This window comes from Alkalihalobacillus sp. NPDC127517 (assembly GCF_050276055.1).
In the GTDB taxonomy this organism is placed as follows: domain Bacteria; phylum Bacillota; class Bacilli; order Bacillales; family Bacillaceae_D; genus Alkalicoccobacillus.
This window is the reverse complement of the sequence record NZ_JBNNQX010000004.1, coordinates 146,895-161,479: the sequence shown is the minus strand read 5'-3', so window position 1 is coordinate 161,479 and position 14,585 is coordinate 146,895. Positions and strand designations below refer to the sequence as shown.

General features: G+C 40.8%; 14 protein-coding genes. 12 read left to right on the top strand and 2 right to left on the bottom strand.

The window, feature by feature from the left end; genetic code table 11:
- The first annotated feature begins 140 nt into the window (after window positions 1-140).
- The 7 genes from dxs (at window position 141) to ACQKKO_RS06600 (ending at window position 8,317) form a co-directional block, all read left to right on the top strand.
- Entirely contained in the window at window positions 141-2,030 is a 1,890-nt protein-coding gene (gene dxs / locus ACQKKO_RS06630; protein ID WP_498645507.1) for a 1-deoxy-D-xylulose-5-phosphate synthase, read from the top strand.
- A 3-nt stretch (window positions 2,031-2,033) separates the two neighbouring features.
- A complete protein-coding gene (locus ACQKKO_RS06625) occupies window positions 2,034-2,876 on the top strand; it encodes a TlyA family RNA methyltransferase (RefSeq protein ID WP_498645505.1) in 843 nt (280 codons plus the stop codon).
- A gap of 213 nt (window positions 2,877-3,089) precedes the next feature.
- Window positions 3,090-3,539, top strand: coding sequence for a transcriptional regulator AhrC/ArgR (ahrC, locus tag ACQKKO_RS06620; RefSeq protein WP_498645503.1), 450 nt, complete (start codon window positions 3,090-3,092; stop codon window positions 3,537-3,539).
- A gap of 12 nt (window positions 3,540-3,551) precedes the next feature.
- Window positions 3,552-5,255 carry a DNA repair protein RecN gene (gene recN / locus ACQKKO_RS06615; protein ID WP_498645501.1) on the top strand — a complete coding sequence of 568 codons (1,704 nt, stop codon included), beginning with the start codon at window positions 3,552-3,554 and terminating at the stop codon, window positions 5,253-5,255.
- A gap of 134 nt (window positions 5,256-5,389) precedes the next feature.
- Entirely contained in the window at window positions 5,390-6,670 is a 1,281-nt protein-coding gene (gene spoIVB / locus ACQKKO_RS06610) for a SpoIVB peptidase (protein WP_498645802.1), read from the top strand.
- A 227-nt stretch (window positions 6,671-6,897) separates the two neighbouring features.
- Complete coding sequence (spo0A, locus tag ACQKKO_RS06605) at window positions 6,898-7,692, top strand: sporulation transcription factor Spo0A (RefSeq protein WP_498645499.1); 795 nt, start codon at window positions 6,898-6,900, stop codon at window positions 7,690-7,692.
- Window positions 7,693-7,867: 175 nt separating this feature from the next.
- Complete coding sequence (locus ACQKKO_RS06600) at window positions 7,868-8,317, top strand: globin family protein (RefSeq protein ID WP_498645497.1); 450 nt, start codon at window positions 7,868-7,870, stop codon at window positions 8,315-8,317.
- A 165-nt stretch (window positions 8,318-8,482) separates the two neighbouring features.
- Here ACQKKO_RS06600 and ACQKKO_RS06595 read toward each other — a convergent pair whose 3' ends face one another.
- Entirely contained in the window at window positions 8,483-8,686 is a 204-nt protein-coding gene (locus tag ACQKKO_RS06595; RefSeq protein ID WP_498645495.1) for a hypothetical protein, read from the bottom strand.
- 125 nt (window positions 8,687-8,811) lie between these two features.
- Between ACQKKO_RS06595 and steA the strand changes: the two genes are divergently transcribed.
- Genes steA through ACQKKO_RS06580 form a run of 3 tightly spaced genes read left to right on the top strand, consistent with a single transcriptional unit; the run spans window position 8,812 to window position 11,391 of the window.
- The gene (gene steA, locus ACQKKO_RS06590) at window positions 8,812-9,939 is read left to right on the top strand and encodes a putative cytokinetic ring protein SteA (protein WP_498645493.1); all 1,128 of its coding nucleotides are present in this window, start codon (window positions 8,812-8,814) and stop codon (window positions 9,937-9,939) included.
- The gene (locus ACQKKO_RS06585; RefSeq protein WP_498645491.1) at window positions 9,932-10,597 is read left to right on the top strand and encodes a glycosyltransferase family 2 protein; all 666 of its coding nucleotides are present in this window, start codon (window positions 9,932-9,934) and stop codon (window positions 10,595-10,597) included. Before steA ends, ACQKKO_RS06585 begins: the two co-directional genes overlap by 8 nt.
- Window positions 10,594-11,391 (top strand): hypothetical protein, encoded by a 798-nt coding sequence (locus tag ACQKKO_RS06580; protein WP_498645490.1) that lies wholly within the window; start codon window positions 10,594-10,596, stop codon window positions 11,389-11,391. Before ACQKKO_RS06585 ends, ACQKKO_RS06580 begins: the two co-directional genes overlap by 4 nt.
- 7 nt (window positions 11,392-11,398) lie before the next feature.
- On the opposite strand, the gene ACQKKO_RS06575 is transcribed toward ACQKKO_RS06580, so the two are convergent.
- The gene (locus ACQKKO_RS06575; protein ID WP_498645488.1) at window positions 11,399-11,641 is read right to left on the bottom strand and encodes a DUF2627 domain-containing protein; all 243 of its coding nucleotides are present in this window, start codon (window positions 11,639-11,641) and stop codon (window positions 11,399-11,401) included.
- Between the two features lie 370 nt (window positions 11,642-12,011).
- Between ACQKKO_RS06575 and ACQKKO_RS06570 the strand changes: the two genes are divergently transcribed.
- On the top strand, window positions 12,012-13,124 hold the full coding sequence (locus ACQKKO_RS06570) for a Glu/Leu/Phe/Val family dehydrogenase (protein WP_498645487.1): 1,113 nt from the start codon (window positions 12,012-12,014) through the stop codon (window positions 13,122-13,124).
- A 23-nt stretch (window positions 13,125-13,147) separates the two neighbouring features.
- Window positions 13,148-14,569: a dihydrolipoyl dehydrogenase gene (gene lpdA, locus ACQKKO_RS06565; protein WP_498645485.1), complete on the top strand. Its 1,422-nt coding sequence runs from the start codon at window positions 13,148-13,150 to the stop codon at window positions 14,567-14,569.
- The last annotated feature ends 16 nt before the right edge of the window (window positions 14,570-14,585 follow it).

The window sequence follows — 14,585 nt, the reverse complement described above, 5'->3', positions numbered from 1 at the left end:
CGCCTTTTTTCATGGATCGCAAGAAATGCTAAAGGATTACATTTGGGGTAACGCTTCAATTTTTGATATACTAAGAGCACAATATGAGATTAGATACAGATTACGGTTCGATAAGATTGACGAAAGTGGGGAAAATGTATATGAGGTTAGAGGACCTTCAACATCCGGCAGCCATTAAAGGCTATTCTAAAAAAGAGCTTCAAGAATTGTCTCAGGATATCCGGAACTTTTTAGTTCAGCAATTATCAGTTACGGGTGGACACTTAGGACCAAACCTTGGGGTCGTTGAGTTAACAATTGCTATGCATTATTTATTTGATAGTCCAAAGGATAAATTCATTTGGGATGTAGGGCATCAAGCCTATGTTCATAAGATTTTAACTGGTAGAGCGGGACAGTTTGACACATTACGTAAGTATAAAGGTTTGTGCGGTTTTCCAAAGCGCAATGAAAGTGAACATGACGTTTGGGAAACAGGTCACAGCTCAACCTCCCTATCTGCAGCTATGGGTATGGCAACGGCTCGCGATATTAAAGGAACAGATGAGAGTGTGATCGCAGTAATAGGTGATGGTGCGTTAACAGGCGGAATGGCGTTTGAAGCACTGAACCATATTGGTCATGAGCAGACAGATTTGATTGTCATCTTAAATGACAACGAAATGTCTATTGCACCAAACGTTGGAGCCCTACACAGTGTGCTTGGCCGCTTACGTACGGGTGGAAAGTATAACCGGGCAAAGGATGAAATTGAAAGCTTTATTAAAAAGATCCCTGCGGTCGGTGGGAAACTGGCTTCTACTGCAGAGAAATTTAAAGATAGTATGAAGTATATGATGATTCCGGGAGTTTTCTTCGAGGAGCTTGGTTTTACGTACCTTGGACCGGTTGATGGTCATGACCTTGATGATTTAATGGACAACCTTAAGTATGCTAAGAAAACAAAAGGTCCAGTGTTAATTCATCTTCTGACGAAAAAAGGAAAGGGCTATGAGCCTGCTGAAAATGATGCAAAAGGAACATGGCATGGTCTTGGGCCGTACCAAATTGAGTCCGGAGAAGTTGTTTCTAAACCAGGACCTCCAAGCTACAGCGGAGTTTTTGCCAACACCCTCATCAAGAAAGCGAAAACAGACGAGCGTATTGTTGGAATTACAGCGGCTATGCCCGGAGGAACAAAGCTTGATGCGTTTGGTGCAGCGTTCCCAGACAGAATGTTTGATGTAGGAATTGCTGAACAGCATGCAACAACGATGGCTGGTGGGCTAGCGACTCAAGGATTAAAGCCTGTATTTGCGGTTTATTCAACCTTCCTCCAAAGAGGTTATGATCAATTAGTTCATGATATTTGTCGTCAGAACCTTAACGTTGTCTTTGCCATTGACCGTGCAGGACTTGTAGGGGCAGATGGTGAAACTCATCAAGGCGTATTTGATATTGCTTATTTACGTCATCTGCCAAACATGACCATTCTGAATCCTAAGGATGAAAATGAACTGCAGAATATGCTTCATACAGCTCTAGAGTACGATGATGGTCCTGTTGCTGTCAGATACCCTCGTGGTAATGGGTACGGGGTACCAATGGATGAAGAGTTCAAAACGGTTCAGATTGGCAAGTGGGAAACCCTTCGTGATGGAACAGATGGCTGTATTCTAACATTTGGTACAATGATTCCTGTTGCCGAAGAAGCTGTTAAAGCGCTTGAAGCTGAAGGCTTATCGATCCGCATTGTAAATGCGAACTCTGTGAAGCCATTAGATATTGAACTTCTAAACAAATTAGCTGAAGAAGAGATTCCAGTTATGACAATTGAAGAAACAGCTCTTCAAGGTGGTTTCGGAAGTGCTGTGCTTGAGCATTTTAACGAACATGGCTATCACCATGTCCAAGTAAGACGACTGGGTATCCCTGATGAATACATTGAGCATGGAGATGTTCCACAACTTCTTGAAGAGATTGGATTAACATCAAAGAACGTGATGAGCCAGTTAGTGGAGTTTATTCCTGCTAAACAGAAAAGAGCATAACCTGTGAAAAAAGAACGAATTGATACATTATTAGTGGACCGGGGGCTAATTGATTCACGAGAAAAAGCCAAGCGTGCTGTGATGGCAGGCTTGGTTTACTCTGGAACCGAACGCTTAGACAAGCCTGGTATGAAGATTGATATTGAGGCACCTCTTGAAGTAAAAGGTCAGCTAATGCCCTACGTCAGTCGTGGCGGCTATAAGTTAGAGAAAGCTTTGAAGGTATTTGATGTAGATGTACGAGACAAGATTATGCTTGATATTGGTGCTTCAACAGGCGGATTTACTGACTGCGCTCTACAAAATGGGGCATCTCTCGTCTATGCGCTTGATGTTGGATACAATCAGCTTGCCTGGAAAATCAGGCAGCATGATCAGGTTGTTGTGATGGAGCGTACGAATTTCCGCTATGTCAAACCTGAAGACTTACAAGAAGGTTTGCCTGAATTTGCAAGCATTGATGTTTCGTTTATTTCCTTAAAATTAATCTTGCCAACCTTAAAGACTGTATTATGTGCAGGTGGCGACGTACTAGCTTTAGTTAAGCCTCAATTTGAAGCTGGCCGAGAGCAAGTAGGGAAAAAAGGAATCGTCAGGGATTCTGCCGTACATGAGCAGGTTTTATCAACTGTTAGTGAGATGGCGAATAATGAAGGATTCCATGTGCGTGCACTCGATTATTCACCTATTACTGGTGGAGAAGGAAACATCGAATTTTTAATGCATCTTACCTTACCCAATGAAGATAACGAAACGGTAAGGAAGCTAGATCCCTCAACCATTCAAGACGTTGTAAAACAAGCTCAACAGCTGAATGCAAAAGGATCTGAGACAGATCAAACATGATGAAGAAGGGACTAATGATTCTAAAATAAGAGTCAATAGTCCCTTTTTTTATTGCGTGTATACGGGTATAAATGCATAAATTGTGCATATTTCTTTATTTTTATAATGTGATCTTGTGCTTTCTTTTCTGATGAAATGGGTTCAGCTATTGTTTTAACAGGCATTTCATATCATAATGGTTGATAAGGAAATCATATGAAAAAGGTGAGTTTATTGAATAAAGGTCAACGACATATTAAGATAAGAGAAGTCATCGCGAATCAGGCCATTGAAACGCAAGAAGACTTAGTTGATTATTTAAAAGGATTAGGTTATAACGTGACTCAAGCAACTGTATCAAGAGACATAAAGGAATTACATCTTGTAAAGGTTCCAATGCAGGATGGTCGCTACAAGTATAGCTTACCTGCGGATCAACGATTTAATCCTCTGCAGAAACTAAAACGAAGTCTGACAGATAGCTTTATCAGTATCGACAGTACGGACAACCTCATTGTCATGAAATGTTTACCAGGTAACGCCAATGCGATTGGCGCGTTAATTGATAACCTTGATTGGGAAGAGTTAATGGGGACCATTTGTGGAGATGATACCTTATTAATTATCTGCAAGAACAAAAAGGATGGAGAACATATTAGTTCTCGGTTCTTAGACATGCTATAAGGTGGGGAATCGATGTTAATAGAACTTTCAGTGAGGCATTTTGCCATAATTGAAGAGCTGACCATTCCTTTTGAAAGTGGTCTAACCGTCTTAACAGGAGAGACAGGTGCAGGAAAATCCATCATAATTGATGCCATTGGTTTATTACTTGGTGGACGAGGTTCTGCAGAATTTGTTCGTCATGGAGAAACAAGAGCAGAGATTGAAGGGTTATTTGCAGTTGATGCTAAACATCAAGCCGTATTAAAAGCTGTTGAGCTTGGAATTGAGGCGAACGAAGAGCTTATCCTGCGCAGAGAAATTACGAGCCAAGGGAAAAGTATATGTCGTATTAATGGAAAGCTAGTCACACTTGGCATCCTACGCGAAATCGGACAATCTTTAGTGGATGTTCATGGTCAGCATGAGCATCAGTCATTAATGCAGCCGGATAAGCATTTGCGGTTTTTGGATCAGTATGCGACAAATAAGCTTAAAACCACATTTCAAGAATACCGTGAATTATATGAACGAGCTCAAAAAATCAATAAACAAATATCCGCTCTAAGCGAAAATGAACAAGAAACAGCTCAGCGAATTGATTTGCTTAGGTATCAATTAGAAGAAATTGAGAAAGCTGAACTGAAGCCAAAAGAAGACGATCAGCTTGAAGAAGATCGCAAACGTTTAGCAAATAGTGAAAAGCTCTACACGTTGCTTAGAGATAGCTACGAAAGACTTTATGGCGATGGACAGGCACTTGACGCCATGAATGACAGTGCGGCGAATCTTGAAACAGCGAGTGATTTAGATTCAAACTTAAAATCACTCCACGAGAGCGTTAGTAGTAGCTATTTTATAATGGAGGAAGCTGCGTTCTCAATTAGAGAGCAGATGGAGCAAATTGAATTTGATCCGGATCGTTTAGAGTTAATCGAGAACCGTCTTGCGGAAATCCAGCAGCTAAAGCGTAAATATGGAACAACGGTGGAAGAAATTTTAGAATATGCTTCGCGTATTGAAGAAGAGCTTGATACGAAACTTAATAAGGATGACCGCCTGCATTCCATGCATCAGGAGCTTGCAGGAGTCCTCCTTGACTTAACAGTGGAGGCAAGAGCGCTCACTAACATTCGTAAAAAAGCCGCCTTAGAGCTTACAGATGCCATTCATAAGCAGCTTCGAGCTTTATATATGGAAAAGACCATTTTTGAAATTAACATTAAAAGCTCGTCATTAGATGAAAGCAAGGGAATGTCTGCTTTTTCTGCAAACGGTGTGGATCAAGTGGAATTCTTTATCTCAACTAACCCTGGAGAACCCGTCAAACCTCTGGCAAAAGTGGCTTCTGGGGGAGAAATTTCTCGAATAATGCTTGCAATAAAATCCATTTTTTCTACGCATCAAGGAGTCACTTCAGTGATTTTTGATGAAGTAGACACGGGTGTTAGTGGACGAGTTGCCCAAGCGATTGCTGAGAAAATCTATACAATTGCAGCAGGTTCACAAGTGCTGGTCATCACGCATCTACCTCAAGTAGCTGCGATGGCTGATCAACATTTGTACATCTCTAAACATGAATCAAAAGATCGGGTCTCCACATCAGTAACAGGACTCAAAGAGCAGTCAAAGGTGGAAGAGCTTGCCAGAATGATTTCAGGTGTAGAGGTTACCGAGTTAACAAAGCAGCATGCACATGAATTGCTTGATCTTGCTAGCCAACACAAACATGCTTAAGTATTATTCATACAAAAGCTACCCAGTTCAGGGTAGCTTTTTCTCTTGGTTCCAGTTATAAATGTGCTATTTGGAGGCAACATTAATAGTACAGCCACAAGAGGTGTGGGTTGGGAGCTAGGAGAGTGAAGAATTTGAAGGTAGAAGGAGTGCGTATGGTGATCGGCATCTTGCTTCTTGCAGGAATGCTGTGCATTGGTTTTTGGAACCCATTAAAAGAATGGGCACATATCCCAACATCTATCTCTGTGTTTAAAGGGGAGTCAGTAACGCTAAAAGCACCAAGGCTCTTAACGGTTGACCAGACTCATGATGACACTACATTACACATTCAGGATACTGAATCGATTGCGGCGATGACTGCTGGAACTGAGGAAATTGTGTTTAAAGCAGCTGGATTTCCAGTTAAATCAACAACCGTAGATGTGCTTCCCGAGCAAAAAGTCATTGCGGGTGGACAATCGATCGGAGTAAAACTGAATACAAAAGGTGTATTGGTTGTAGGGCATCATTTAATTAAGACAAATACAGGGGAAGTATCACCTGGTGAAACAGCAGGTATAGAAGTAGGAGACATGATTACAAAAATTAACGGTGTCTCTATTGAAAAAATGAGCCAAGTGACTCAAGTTGTGCAACAAGCAGGAGAAAAGAACCAAGAGTTAAATATTGAACTGAAGCGGAATCAACATCCAGTGAATACAACGTTACAACCGATGAAAGCTAGTGGTGAACACTCGTATCGAATGGGGCTGTTTATAAGAGATTCAGCAGCAGGGGTTGGCACCATGACCTTTTATGATCCCCAGTCAAAGAAATTTGGTGCATTAGGACATGTGATTTCTGATTCAGATACTCATAAACCGATTGCTGTTCACGATGGAGAAGTGTTGCGATCCTCTGTGACATCGATTGAAAAAGGAAGTCATGGGGATCCTGGAGAAAAGTTAGCGAGTTTTTCTAAGAATCGAGAAATACTGGGTCAAATAAATAAAAATAGTTCGTTTGGAATTTTTGGTACACTTAACAAAGCGGACTTAAAAAATGATATTATGGATAAGGAACTACCTATCGCCTTATCAAATCAGATAAAAGAAGGACCAGCTAAGATTTTAACTGTGGTCAGTGGTGAGAAAGTAGAAGAATTTGATATTGAAATTGTAAATGCCATACAGCAAAAACAACCAGCTACCAAAGGGCTTGTTTTAAAAGTAACGGACCCTAAGTTGCTTGAAGCGACAGGTGGCATTGTTCAAGGGATGAGTGGAAGTCCAATTATTCAAGATGGGAAATTGGTAGGCGCTGTTACCCATGTGTTTGTAAATGATCCAACATCGGGTTATGGCTGTCATATTGGATGGATGCTAGAAGAAGCAGGCGTAACACATGATCTTAAACAGGCTAAAGCGAGTTAACTCGTCTAGCCTGTTTATTATTTTCGTATAGATAACTTATAATTAAAGATTATTCGACAAATTTATATAATTACTTATTTAATTAATCGAATTGGAACGAATAACGAAGAAAAATTAAGTATTTGTAAAAGAATAAGGATTATTTTAAAAAAATAAAGGACTTAGAATCAAACTGTCGAATTGATTACATACAGAAAACTTACAATTGAACTCAAGGAGGATATTTTGTGGATAAAATAAAAGTGTGTGTTGTGGATGATAATCGGGAATTGGTCAATTTACTTAGTGAATATATTTCGGCTCAAGAAGATATGACAATAGCCGGTGTAGCATATAATGGTCAAGAATGCTTGAGCTTAGTTGAAGACAAGAAACCGGATGTCTTATTATTAGATATTATAATGCCTCATTTAGATGGGCTTGCGGTGCTCGAACGTATTAATTCAGGTAATGGCCATAAGCCAAATATCATTATGCTTACTGCATTTGGTCAAGAAGATGTGACAAAAAAAGCAGTAGACCTTGGCGCTTCTTATTATGTGCTTAAACCGTTTGATATGGAAATTCTTGTGTCTAAGGTTCGGGAGATTGGTGGCAAAAAAGCAGGCTTTACGCAAAAAACATCAACTTTTACAATGAATCATGCACCTACAAGAACGGATAAGCGATTTAACCTAGATGCAAGTATTACTGCCATTATTCATGAAATTGGAGTTCCAGCTCATATCAAAGGCTACATGTACTTAAGAGAAGCAATTACAATGGTATATAATGACATTGAATTACTCGGATCCATTACAAAAGTTCTCTATCCAGATATCGGAAAAAAATTCAATACTACATCCAGTCGTGTGGAGCGCGCAATTCGTCACGCGATTGAAGTAGCTTGGAGCCGCGGTAACATTGAATCCATCTCGAGCCTGTTCGGTTACACTGTCAGTCAATCAAAAGCAAAGCCGACAAACAGTGAATTTATTGCGATGGTCGCAGACAAATTACGAATTGAACATAAGGTTGGCTAACTATTTATCAATTCAGGTTTAGGCTATTTTACATTTGTACACATAAGCTAGCTTTCAATGAGTATCACATACCATTGAAAGCTTTTTTTATTGTGTAGTGAAAAGGTAGAACTATTTCTCACTCCACATTTATATATATAAAGTATAACGATGATGTGTATATTGGAGGAGTATAGTGGATACGAATCTAAAAAAAGGACGTTTATGGTTCGCGTTATTAGGTATTGTCGTCATCCTTGTGTCCTGTGGGCCCTCAGTTAATGTAACTGAGGCATATTTTGTGGCACCAGAACCAGGTGATAAGGAGTTTTTAACTTATTCGGGTTTAAGCGATCCATTTACCTCAGGGGCTGAAGTGGACGAGACATTCAAAACTGTCACAGATGGTCGTGATGCAATATGGATGGATGACTATAGTGGGCGTTACGGTCCACTGAAAGACGGAGTAATTTGTGGGGCTTGGTTATGTTTAGAGCCTGCAAGCTTACCGTCCTCAGCTTATTTTGCAGAGGATGGATACATTTACGACAAACATACGCCTGGAATTTGGGAAGTTACTTGGGATGAAAACCAAGTGGAGCATTGGGAGTTTTATCCTTTTTATCAAGAAGATTCTGAGACATAACATGAATGTGGATAGCAAAACACGAACATAGCACAATATCCGCTACAGGAGAATTCCTCAGCTTATTTTACTAAAAAAACGAATGGCGAATGATTCGATCGCAGAATCATTCGCCATTTTTTTATTGATTATTAGTTATTTCTCACCCTCTATATTATAAGAAGATTATTTGCCTGTGGACGGCTCTGCTTTTTTTGGTCGTGATAGTCGGATCAAATTAAATACACTAGATAAGGCAATACCGATTCCAAGGATTAAATACAACGTATCTCGACCGGATGAAGACGTTGAAAGAAAATAGGCTGAAATGACGCCAATGGCAAAAAGGAAAATGAAGCTATGAAATGTAAGTAATAACCGTTTGGACAAGCAGATTCGCTCCTTTTCATTGAGTACGCCTAGTATAGCGTACTTTATCAATTAGATAAACGTAGAATGTTTATGTATTTGGTGCACATACTAAACGAAAAGATGTCTCGTGGAGGCTTATGGCAATGACTCAAATCATACAAGGACAAGCATTTGAAGGTAAACGAACAAAAGAGCTTCTACATAGAGTACCTGATCATGCTATTTTGCTATTGTGGCACGAGGATCTGGATTCAGTCACAACGGATACTCTTTTAGAGAAAAAGGTGAAGGCTGTAGTCAATCGAAGACCTTCAATGACGGGAACATATGAACATGAGAATATCATTCGTTTAATACAAGCAGGAATCATAGTGTGTGATGTGGCAGAGTGGGTCGGTTGGGACGGCGTGCTGAACGGGGAGACGGTGAAGATGAAAGAAAACCGGCTATTCATTCAACTAAAAGACGGATGTAGAGAGTTAGCAAGCCTTGATCAGTACACACCTGAGAAAGTTCATCTTTTGAATGAAAATGCGAAAACACATTTTCCAAATATGTTTGAATCATTTATTGAAAATTCACTCTATCATGCAAAGTGTAATGTCGTTGACTTTATGGAGCCAATGAAACTGCCTTCTTTGTTTCATGAGATCAAACATAAGCAAGTGTTAATTGTCGCACGCAATGGCAAGTACAAGCGAGACGTGAAGTCGATGAAGCGTTGGATCCTTCTAACGAGTCCAGTGATTGTAGCGGTTGACGGAGCAGCAGACGGGTTACTCGAATTAGGACTAGTCCCTCAGTTTATTATTGGGGATATGGATTCCATCTCCTCAGATGCGCTTCAGTGCGGTGCCAAGCTTGTATGCCACTCTTATGCAAACGGAGAGTCGCCGGGTCGCGCTAGAGTTCACTCCTTAGGACTAGTAGCGCAATGCGTGGATTTTGGAGGTACAAGTGAAGATGTTGCGATTCGAGCGATGCATGCTGCCGGTGCCGATCATCTATTTTTAATAGGTTGCCGTTTTGGTGTGAAGGAATTTTTGGAGAAACAGCGTCAGGGGATGGGCTCTACCATCTTATCACGTATGGAATCAGGTGATCGTATGACTGATTTAAAAGGCATTCACCTCCTTTTTGAAGGGACATCTTTTGTATCACAGGTTAAACGCATGCACCGTGAATTAAAGGAGGAAGCAAAAGAGTTACAAAAAATGGTCGGCCGCGGATACAGGCTGTTTGTTAGAAAGGGTGAAATTAGACATGACTAGAGTATCCATTGTCATTCCTGCTTATAACGAACAAGAACGGTTAGCAGCCACTATCGAGGCGGTAAGAACCATTCCATTTGAACACGAAATTATTTGTGTGAACGATGGCAGCGTGGATTTAACTTCGGAGATTGCTGAAGAATTGGCCGATCTGCATCTTCTTCTTCCAGAGAACAAGGGGAAGGGATATGCGTTACAAGCAGGTTGGATGCGCGCGAAGGGTTCTTATATTATTTGTTTAGATGCAGATTTAGCAGACTCGGCGAGTGAAGCGATTCATTTGCTTGAACCACTAATGAAAAAAGAGGCTGACCTAACCATTTCAAAGGTTCCACATCGCGGCCGCGGAGGGAATGGGTTTGTAAAATCAAAAGTTCAACGGTTGATTCATGAGCAAACAGGTGTCTGGTTAGAAGCCCCTTTGTCCGGACAAAGAGCGTTTCAAAGAAGATGGCTTAGGCTGCTGCTCAGCAAGAATTATACTGGTTATGGAATTGAAACGATGATGTGTTTGCACATGATTCATGGGGGAGCAAGGCTACTCGAAATTGAATCAGAGATGAAACATCGTGAAATGGGGCGTAACCTGACAGGCGTCATGCATCGATATAATCAGTGGCGTCAAATTAGAAAACAGTTAAAGGGTGAAGCACAATGATCTTATTGATGCTGACGTTACCCATTATCGCATTTACAAGTATGTGTGCTTTCTATGAGGCAAAGTGGACCGTACGTAATTATGAGCAAACGATTGTTCCTTACAGCTTAGGAGTATTTGTTGTATATAGCTATGCGGTTATGTGTGCCTTCCCACCAAATGAATCCGCTGTTTTTACTTATACGTCCTTAGGTTATGTTATTGGCATATGGATCATCGGATTTATTGATGATCGGTTTGGGGAGGGGGAACCAAAAGGCATTCGTGGCCATATTGGTGTATTTTTAAATGATCGAAGATGGACCACTGGATTAATAAAAGCGATAGGAACGATTTTCCTTGCAGGGGTGTATACTTTTTTAAGTCAACCTCAATCTGCCATCACAAGTATTATGATGTTTATGCTGCTTTGTCTGTTTCCGCATATTATGAATTTATTTGATACGCGCCCCTTACGAGTATGGAAAATCTCTTTAATGGTTTCAGCTGTCATTGTTGCTTTTATGCCGATTCCGAGGTTTTCAACCCTAGTCTATGTACTGACCATATTTTATTTGGTCTATGTGATGGAGGGAGAAAGAAAGGCTGTACTTGGGGACAATGGCGCTACAGCTACTGGAGCCATTCTTGCTGTTTGGCTTACACACGCAGGATCTGCGGAATTACAATCTTTTAGCGTAACTATTTTATTTTTGCTGTTGCTTGCTGCAGAACGAGTGTCGTTTTCAATGTGGATCGCAGAGCGACCATTTTTTAGATGGATGGATGGGATTGGGGTCATGAAGAAAGAGTGACCCTCTCCTATCCTTCTTTTTTTACAAAACGAGGGGCAACCTTCCCATTTTTGCGATCACGATGAAGGATAAATCCTCCGATAAATGCAAATCCGATAAAAAATAACACAATCCCAGCTAGAAATTGTAGCGAGATGGAAGAGAAAGGCGGTTGAATAATATGAAAAAATGCATCTCTCATCAACTTAATGCCAAACCCGGCCAAAAAAATAGGGATAAGAAGAATTATTAATGCCACAAATCGACCCATAAGAAGCCTCCTTGAAAACGTTCTTTCCATATTGTAGCGAAAAAAAGACAAGAAGTATATGCCTGAATGTTGCATGATTTTTAATTTTGAGTAATAATATAAGAGTAAGTTTTAGGACCTAGTCACAATTCGTGCTATTAACTGTTCAATAAATGTTCAAATTATCTGTGAAATCGCGTAGCCATAGGATTTAGGCAACCTGCGTGATATACTTGAATGGCGCATTTTGCTATGGGAGTTTTATGATGAATCGGTATATAAGACTAATAATTCATTATAAATTGAGAGACATTTTGCGAGTAAGCATGGAGACAAGAGAGAACATGCTACACACATTTTGACCTTCCAAAAGACTAAAGGAGGAATCGCGATGAATCTTTTCTCAACAATGGAAACATACGATTATGAACAGGTAGTTGTTTGTCAGGATAAAACATCCGGACTAAAGGCTATCATTGCTATTCATGACACGACCCTTGGCCCCGCTTTAGGTGGAACAAGAATGTGGAACTATGCAAGTGAAGAGGAAGCATTTGAAGATGCTCTCAGACTTTCAAGAGGAATGACATACAAGAATGCTGCAGCTGGACTTAATTTAGGTGGGGGAAAAACAGTTATTATTGGTGACCCCAGAAAAGATAAAAATGAAGAAATGTTTCGTGCGTTTGGACGCTACATACAAGGATTAAATGGCCGTTATATTACAGCAGAAGATGTTGGTACAACTGTTGCTGATATGGACATCATTCATGAGGAAACTGATTATGTAACAGGAATTTCTCCGGCATTTGGAGCATCTGGAAATCCTTCTCCCGTTACAGCATATGGTGTATTTGTTGGAATGAAAGCTGCGGCAAAAGCGGCATACGGAGATGAGAATCTTGCAGGCAAGAAAATTGCCGTACAAGGTGTAGGGAATGTATCCTATCAACTGTGCAAGTATTTGCACGAAGAAGGCGCAGAACTAATTGTAACGGATATCTATGAGGCTTCTGCAAAGCGTGCAGTTGAAGATTTTGGTGCAGCATATGTTACACCAGATGAAATCTATAGCGTTGCATGCGATATCTTCTCGCCTAACGCACTTGGAGCCATCATTAATGACGATACACTTGCTCATATTAAAGCGACTGTCATTGCAGGAGCAGCTAATAACCAATTAAAAGAAGAGCGTCATGGTGAGCGATTAAAAGAAATGGGTATTGCCTACGCGCCTGACTACGTTATTAACGCAGGTGGTGTGATTAACGTAGCGGATGAATTAAAAGGCTATAATCGCGATCGTGCTATGAAAAAAGTAGAAGGCATTTACGATAATGTGGCGAAAGTATTTGAGATTGCCAGACGTGATGGATTATCTACTAATGTTGCTGCGGATCGAATGGCTGAGGAACGTATTGAGAACTTACGACGCTCCAGAAAGCAATTCGTTCGCGATGGACATCATCTATTGTCACGTTCAAGAATCGGACAGCAAAAGTAAAAGGGTTTAAAGGAGGAGACACCATGGCAGAAGATTATGATCTAGTCATTCTAGGCGGTGGAACAGGTGGCTATGTAGCCGCAATTAGAGCAGCTCAAGAAGGACTCAAAACAGCAATCGTAGAACAAGAGAAGATTGGTGGGACGTGTCTTCATAAAGGATGTATTCCAAGTAAAGCACTGCTGAAGAGTGCGGAGGTTCTTAGAACCGCTAAAGAAGCAGAGGAATTTGGAGTAACAACCACAGGTGTCTCCTTTGATTTTAATGCTGCACAAAGAAGAAAACAAAAAGTGGTCGATCAGCTCCATAAAGGCGTTAAGTTCTTAATGGAACGCGGAAAGATTGATGTATATGAAGGAAAGGGTCGAATTCTTGGCCCTTCTATCTTTTCACCGACTCCTGGAACCATCTCAGTTGAGAGAAGGAATGATGAGAACTTAATGCTTATTGGTAAAAATGTCATCGTTGCAACGGGCTCGTCCCCTCGCTCACTTCCAGGGCTCGAAATTGATGGAACCCACATACTCACATCAGATCATGCCCTTACACTCGAGTATCTCCCAGCTTCTATGCTCATTGTAGGGGGAGGAGTTATTGGCGTGGAATGGGCATCAATGTTAAACGATTTTGGTGTAGACGTCACAATCGTTGAATACGGAGATCGAATTCTACCAACAGAAGATGCTGACATCGCAAAAGAAGCAGCTAAACAGCTTCAAGCAAGAGGCATTCAAATTAAAACCAATGTGAACATACAAACGGATCAACTTGTGAAAGAAGAAAATCGAGTGAAAATCACAGGTATGGTGGGTGATGAAGAGTTCACATTTGAAGCAGAAAAAATACTTGTTTGTGTCGGACGAGCTGGAAATACGTCGGACATCGGATTGCACAATACAGAAATTGATGTGCAAAACGGTTTTATTCAAGTGAATGAATTTGGACAAACAAAAGAATCACATATGTATGCAATTGGAGATGTCATTGGTGGGATGCAGCTTGCTCATGTGGCCTCACATGAAGGAATACTTGCTGTCGAGCACATCATAGGAGCAAATCCAGAACCAATTCATTACGAAACGGTGCCAAGCTGCATTTATAGTTACCCAGAAATGGCTTCAGTCGGTTTAACAGAGGACGAAGCGAAAGAGCGTAACCTTCCTTTAAAAGTGGGGACATTCTCTTTCCAAGCGATTGGAAAAGCTCTTGTACAGGGTGAGACAAATGGGTTTGTAAAGCTCATCGCAAATAAAGAAAATGATGATTTAATTGGTGTCCATATCATAGGACCGCATGCAACAGACTTAATTTCAGAGGCTGCTATTGCAAAAGTACTTGATGCAGCTAGCTGGGAAGTGGCTCATACGATTCATCCACATCCAACATTGTCGGAGGCTATTGGTGAGGCAGCACTAGCGGCAAATGGGCGGGCCATTCATGGATAAGCAGTAAGTAGAGGAG

What these genes read in the sequence shown, in the direction of transcription:
- dxs (WP_498645507.1), top strand. Translation starts at nt 141, where the DNA reads ATGAGGTTAGAGGACCTTCAACATCCGGCAGCCATTAAAGGCTATTCT.
- recN (WP_498645501.1), top strand. Translation starts at nt 3,552, where the DNA reads ATGTTAATAGAACTTTCAGTGAGGCATTTTGCCATAATTGAAGAGCTG.
- steA (WP_498645493.1), top strand. Translation starts at nt 8,812, where the DNA reads ATGACTCAAATCATACAAGGACAAGCATTTGAAGGTAAACGAACAAAA.
- ACQKKO_RS06585 (WP_498645491.1), top strand. Translation starts at nt 9,932, where the DNA reads ATGACTAGAGTATCCATTGTCATTCCTGCTTATAACGAACAAGAACGG.
- ACQKKO_RS06580 (WP_498645490.1), top strand. Translation starts at nt 10,594, where the DNA reads ATGATCTTATTGATGCTGACGTTACCCATTATCGCATTTACAAGTATG.
- ACQKKO_RS06575 (WP_498645488.1), bottom strand. Translation starts at nt 11,641, where the DNA reads ATGGGTCGATTTGTGGCATTAATAATTCTTCTTATCCCTATTTTTTTG.
- ACQKKO_RS06570 (WP_498645487.1), top strand. Translation starts at nt 12,012, where the DNA reads ATGAATCTTTTCTCAACAATGGAAACATACGATTATGAACAGGTAGTT.
- lpdA (WP_498645485.1), top strand. Translation starts at nt 13,148, where the DNA reads ATGGCAGAAGATTATGATCTAGTCATTCTAGGCGGTGGAACAGGTGGC.